4 protein-coding genes are annotated in these 6,457 nt (G+C 46.6%); 2 read left to right on the forward strand and 2 right to left on the reverse strand.

Annotation, left to right across the window (positions count from 1 at the left end; translation table 11 throughout):
- Positions 1-652: 652 nt before the first annotated feature.
- Together pnp and KDK18_RS09290 are read left to right on the forward strand one after the other, a co-directional pair.
- Positions 653-2,749: a polyribonucleotide nucleotidyltransferase gene (gene pnp, locus KDK18_RS09285; protein ID WP_257254623.1), complete on the forward strand. Its 2,097-nt coding sequence runs from the start codon at positions 653-655 to the stop codon at positions 2,747-2,749.
- A gap of 240 nt (positions 2,750-2,989) precedes the next feature.
- Positions 2,990-4,510: a hypothetical protein gene (locus KDK18_RS09290; protein WP_257254624.1), complete on the forward strand. Its 1,521-nt coding sequence runs from the start codon at positions 2,990-2,992 to the stop codon at positions 4,508-4,510.
- A gap of 37 nt (positions 4,511-4,547) precedes the next feature.
- On the opposite strand, the gene KDK18_RS09295 is transcribed toward KDK18_RS09290, so the two are convergent.
- Positions 4,548-5,933 carry a C2 family cysteine protease gene (locus KDK18_RS09295; RefSeq protein ID WP_257254625.1) on the reverse strand — a complete coding sequence of 462 codons (1,386 nt, stop codon included), beginning with the start codon at positions 5,931-5,933 and terminating at the stop codon, positions 4,548-4,550.
- A gap of 131 nt (positions 5,934-6,064) precedes the next feature.
- Positions 6,065-6,457 (reverse strand): hypothetical protein (locus KDK18_RS09300; protein WP_257254626.1); only part of this gene is annotated, 393 nt, incomplete at its 5' end.

Here is a 6,457-nt window from a genome sequence, read left to right on the forward strand (position 1 = left end):
CAGCAAATTGGTCTGAAAATCCGCTTTTGTTCGTCAAATAGCTCGCTATTCTCCTTACAAAACCGAATTTTCATCCCCAATTTTTCCGTCCTCGCTACGGGCTAGCCCAGGCGGGCAATATTCTCGGTCAGCCTCCCAGACGTAGTAGCATGCTTTGAGTTGAAATTTTGTGTTCAACTCAGGGTTAGACAGAAGTGGATTAAACAGCTTCGAACGAATTGCAGCTTCGAAGCCAGTTAATGTGTTTCTGTGTAGTCAAAGCACCGCCGGCTTCCATTGTGAGGCAGGCGGTGTTTTGCTTTGTCGGTCATAAGAAAAATCAGCCTGTTGCAGAAGAGCAGCAAGGTATTGCAGTCAGGCTGTGAAATCTTTACTGCAATACAGTGTATAATAAAGTTTTAGCTTTTCTTGTGGTTAAAAGAACCATAAAGACGACATTGTTTTTAAGGTTTTAAAGAGCGGGATCTCCGCTCTCTTAAGTATCTTGTTAGGTACTTATTTGTCAGCACCCTGGTTGTCAGTAGAGGGTGCAATTCCAAGTCTGTCTGGGTAGGCAGGGTCTTTAGGTTATCCAGAGGGTTTTGAATTGCATCTGTCACACCACTATGACCGGGTACTGTATTCGTTTGTTCACACTTAATAGGAAAACGTTGTGAATCCGGTAATTAAAACATTTCAGTTCGGTGACCAGACCATCACTCTGGAAACCGGTCGTGTTGCTCGTCAGGCTTCGGGTGCTGTCCTGGCCAAGATGGGCGATATTGCTATTCTGGCAACTGTTGTCGGAGCCCGACAGGCGAATGAAGGTCAGGATTTCTTCCCGCTCTCCGTTCACTATCAAGAAAAAACATACGCTGCCGGTAAAATTCCGGGTGGCTTCCTGAAGCGCGAATCCCGTCCAAGTGAGAAAGAAACTCTGACTTCTCGTTTGATCGACCGTCCTATTCGTCCTCTGTTCCCTAAAGGTTTCATGAACGAAGTACAGGTTGTCTGTACAGTCATGTCCACTGATAAGAAGAATGATCCGGACATTCTGGCCATGGTAGCGACCTCTGCAGCCCTGGCTGTTTCCGGTATTCCTTTCGATGGTCCGATCGGTGCTGCCCGTGTTGGTTTCAACGAAGAGAAAGGTTATCTGCTAAACCCAAGCTATGAAGAACTAAAGACTTCCGAGTTGGACATGGTGGTAGCGGGTACTAACGACGCTGTTCTGATGGTTGAATCTGAAGCTCAGGAACTGACAGAAGACGAGATGCTGGGAGCGGTTCTGTTTGCCCACCAGGAATACCAGACCGTCATCCAGGCCGTTAAGGAGCTGGCTGCAGAGGCTGGCAAGGCTCGCTGGGAGTGGGAAGCGCCAGCTGAGAACATCCAGTTGAAAGAAAAAGTAGCGGCTTTCGAAGGTAAGATGCGTGAAGCTTACCAGATCACCATCAAACAAGATCGTACTGCCGCCGTTAAAACACTGCGTCAGGAAGTGATGGAAGCGATCGCTGAAGACAGTGCGTTCGACGCTTCTGATGTTGAAAAGGCTTTCGGCAAGCTGGAGAAAAATGTTGTACGTGGCAACATTATCAACGGCATGCCTCGTATAGATGGTCGTGACACCAAGACGGTTCGTAACATTGGTGTTGAGATCGGTGTTCTGCAGAAGACTCACGGTTCTTCCCTGTTCACTCGTGGCGAAACTCAGGCTATTGTTACCGCGACACTGGGTACGTCCCGTGACGCTCAGATCGTTGATAATCTGGAAGGGGAAGTCAAAGACCCATTCATGCTGCACTACAACTTTCCATCCTACTCTGTGGGCGAGTGTGGTCGCATGGGGGCGCCTGGACGTCGTGAAATTGGTCACGGTCGTCTGGCTCGTCGTGGTGTTCAGGCGGTTCTGCCGAGTCAGGATGAGTTCCCATACACCATCCGAGTTGTTTCCGAGATCACTGAATCCAACGGCTCCAGCTCTATGGCTTCTGTCTGTGGTTCTTCCCTGGCTCTGATGGATGCAGGTGTTCCTCTGAAAGCGCCAGTTGCCGGTATCGCCATGGGTCTGGTTAAAGAAGGTGATCAGTTCGCTGTTCTGACCGACATACTGGGTGATGAAGACCACCTGGGTGACATGGACTTTAAAGTAGCTGGTACCTCTGAAGGCATCACAGCCCTGCAGATGGATATCAAGATTGCTGGTATTACAGAAGAGATCATGGAGATAGCCCTGGAACAGGCTATGCAGGCTCGCCTGCACATCCTCGGTGAGATGAACAAGGTCATCAGTACTGCCCGTTCAGAATTGAACCCCAATGCGCCTATGACCATGTCTCTGAAAATTGATCCGGACAAGATTCGTGATGTGATCGGTAAGGGCGGTTCTACTATCCGCAGTATCTGCGATAAAACCGGTGCGTCTGTTGATATCGACGACAGTGGTATGGTTCAGATCTTTGCCGAGAACAGTGAAAAAGCCAAAGCTGCCTACGACATGGTTTACGGCATTACTGCTGAAGCCGAGATTGGTAAAATCTATACCGGTGAAGTTACCCGTATTCTGGACTTTGGTGCATTTGTCAGCGTACTGCCTGGTAAAGACGGCCTTGTGCATATCTCTCAAATCGCCAATGAGCGTGTTGAGAATGTGACTGACTACCTGAAAGTTGGTCAGACAGTTGACGTTGTTGTGCTGGATATAGACTCTCGTGGTCGTATAAAACTGAGCATGAAAGAAGTTGAGCGTGCAAGAGAACAGCAAAGCTGATCTTAAACGCGAGGCTTTCTAAAAAAACAGGAGTCAGTGGCTCCTGTTTTGCTATCTCCATACCACACAGCTAAATTCTTGAACCCGCATACTCTGAGCCAGATTTCATAAGAATAAGTTTTTATAAGTCATTTATATTCTATTTATCATTGAAATCAACACTATATTTACCCCCTTATCGAGTGTTACGAACAGGTTTTTAACCTGATTTTGCCGTAACTATGGTCGAGGAGCTTGGGCATGAGACAAGTTTTAGGGGCTCTGAGCGCGCTGATCTTATCCATCGCTTTGACTCACTACGGAATTGCTTTTGCCAGTGAGCAACGGCACGGAGGGCCCACGGACTCACATTCAAAGCAATCAAAAAATAAAACGCTTCTTCCGCTCGTTTTGGGAACGATGTCTCCGTCGGGCGAGTCAAAAGCTGAGAAAAGAAATTCTGTGGATTCCTCATCAAGTCAAGGTGGTGTTATCAACAGCACCAGTCCGCTATTGCAGGCCACAGAGGTTCCTGAGCCGTCTCAGAAAGCGATGCACGATCAGTACAACCTGATTCCTTTTGATGTCAGTGAGGATAACTACGCTGACGCTAAGAGAAAGCTGACGTATCTTTGGGCAAGGGCAACTTTTCTTGATGACCCCTCATTGCGCCCTAATCATGGCACTAATGAAGGCGGTCTCCAGCCAGAGCCAGCTCTATTTCCATTAAACACTGGCTATAATCCGGCTTATCCCTACGGGTCATCAAGACAATATTGTATTTCCCCACTGCCAGAGCCTTTAGCCAAAGAGTCCCGCTGTAATGATGACCAACTGACCGGATTCTGTCGAGTCAAGTTTATGCAGAATGGTAGGGCCAGCACCCTGGTTGGTATGCTGGCCAATACACCCGATAATGTCAGCGGATGTCTTTTATCGAGTCGTGAAACAGGTCTTTTCCCGGACTCTTTGGGGGATGAAAATCTACTGCCCAGAGACATTCTGGTCACTGACAAAAAATATTATCAGATCAATGTTACTTACGACAGCGTCACCTACCGATTTCGGAAAAGGATCAAGCATCCGGCACCCTTTGCATCGACAGTGCTGTTGTCTGGAAGTCTGCGTCATGAAACTTTGTGTAAAAGTGATTCCAGCCCCGGAACCCAATGGTACAGCGATGGGGGTCATAGAAGCGGTTATGGATGCTCAGGCCTGACAGCTGAGGCTAATCCAGCAGGCAGTATGTCCCATTTTATCCCTGTGCGACAGAAAGCCCGTCCAGCCACGCGGTCTCCCGTTATATGGCAAACAGTGACATCAGAAGAGGGTCTCAAAGGAGTGGCCAATCTTGAGGCTTACACATACTTTTGCTCCCCCATAGAGCCTTACGAAGCGTTTATCTTGGGATCATTGGCAGGGGAGGGACCTGATAAGTATTGTAGATACATAGGTACCAGTGGAAAAAGTGGCTACGTCGCTACTAATCAGGATGGCACTATTGGTTCTTACCTGAGACCTGTGATTGGTGGTTATATTCGCTGGCAGGCTTTTGAGGGTGATCTGCCAGAAAAGGCTATTATTGCCGGTTACAGCTATTCAAACTCTGGCAAAAAAATAATCAAAGTGCCGCAATATTTTTGTCGTTTTAAGAATAACGGTTACGAAACCTACGGCAAGTATTTTGGGAAGGACAAGGTCTGTAAAGCGTCATTTGCAACGCCCTGCGGAGACTCTCACGCTTTAGTTGATTCAAAGGACTTTGAAATTCTGGTCAGGTAATGACGGGCGAGTCAAAAGGGTTGTGTTGGTGTGGGAGTCAATTGTTGTTATTCAGGCATTGGTATGGCCCGTCCTGACTCATTTGCATGAGATTAAACGTGCTAATGAACTGCTCTACGCTCATTTCGATGATGCCGGTATTGGCAGGGCTTCTTTCAGAAGTAGACTTGGGTTTTCCAATAGAGGTTATTTTCTTGTCCATGTCAATCACCCCCAGATTAGCTTGATTAAGCAGGTAATTTATTTGAGGCTCCGTCATGGTATAACTGACTCCGTAGCCAGATCGGCCGCGTTTGTTCGTCATGACTTCAAATATTGCGTTATCTCTTATGGAAAGATGCTGTTTATGTCTAATAATGGTAATGATATTTTCAACCGCAGCAGACTTACCTTGAGGGTCGCGAATATAAACAATATCTTTTTCTTTGTCATAACCAATCAGGCTATAGGCGTGCTTGGTTTTGATTCCTGAAAATGGCCTTAGCCCCAAGCGGGCTGAATAGGATGGGTTGATAGAAACAGTTGCTACTTTTTCATTATCAATAAAAGAGTTGAGTCGTTCCCTCAGTCGCTCTTGAGTCAGTGATTGCGGGTTGATGAGGTTGTTATGCGACCCCATTAGAATAGGGAAAGCATCTGTTTCATAGACTCCCTTCAGTTCCGAATATAGATGATATTTGTATTGTGCCTTGTAATCATGTCGTCTTCTATTAATGAAGCGTTTCGACTGTTGAGCGTATGCGGCTTCCAGCATAGCCAGCCAGAGACCACCATCCCGTGTTTTAGCAAAGTATGGGTGGTGCTCAATCTCTCTGAATTGAATCAGGATGCCCGTAGTAATGCCTTGAAAAAGAATACCAAATGTCTGCTCATCAATGGTATAGAAGTAATTGAATATCAACCTTTTTCCGGTTTCAGAACTGGCTATTGAGGCCAGCGAAGCGATCAGAGTGCAATCTGGAAAACGCTTCTGCAGGAGGTTATCCGGAGTGATGCTGGTCAGACCGTGAGGGAAAAGTCGTCTATAGGGGTAGACATACAGTTGCTCCGAATGTTGTGCCAACCAGGCATCCCAAAAGGTGTTGTCTTGCTCGTGGTGATACTTTGCAACTCGCCCCGAAAGTTCGGCCAGCTCAATGCTATTCCTGCTTAATGAGGCGGTGACAGGATTTTGCCATGACTCGAAATTAACAAGGTAAAGCCTGATGGTTTGGTAAAGCTCTTTGTTCAGATATGGAGCATGGTAGCCCTTAATCAGCTCATCGTAGGAGAGTAGGCCATCAGAGTCTTCATCAAGGGCGTCCGCCAGCTCTGGAAAGTAGCGATATGCTGACGAGTAGCCGGGTGAAAGTTCCCCACTAAAAACCTGGAGAGAAAAAAAGAGCAGACAGGCCATTAATAAAGTGCGTAATCGATCTATCAAATTGACCCCTGTAAAAATCAGCTTGCTATTGTGTAATGCTTTCTGGTCTGATCAAGATTTTCGGCAAGGCTAATTAACCATTAGATAACAGCAGGTCCAAAGAATAGTTCATATCCAACTGGCCCGCTTGGTTATTGTTTATTTGGGCATTGGTACGGTTCGCACTGGCTAATCTGCATGAAATTAAACGTATTAATGAACTGTTCCAGGGTCATTTCAATGATGCCGGTACTGGCAGCACTTCTCTCAGAAATAGGCATGAATCCCAGAATATTGGAAGGGATTATCCCATTGGCTACGCTGTCCATCATATCCGGCACAGTTTGATTAAGGAAGTTGTTCAATCGAGGCTTCGTCAGTCCGTAAGATAATCCGCTTTCAGGAAGGCCGGGATAGTTGAGTATGACTTCAAATATTTCGCTATCTTTTGAGGAAAGAGGCTGAATGTGTCGATTAATGGTATAGATATTTGTAACCGCATCAGACTCGCCATGAGGGTCACGGATATAAACAATATCTTTTTC

The sequence above is a fragment of the Endozoicomonas sp. SESOKO3 genome (genome assembly GCF_024606255.1).

Bases quoted from the DNA above. Each gene is read 5' to 3' on its own strand.
- KDK18_RS09290 (WP_257254624.1), top strand. From the start codon at position 2,990: ATGAGACAAGTTTTAGGGGCTCTGAGCGCGCTGATCTTATCCATCGCT.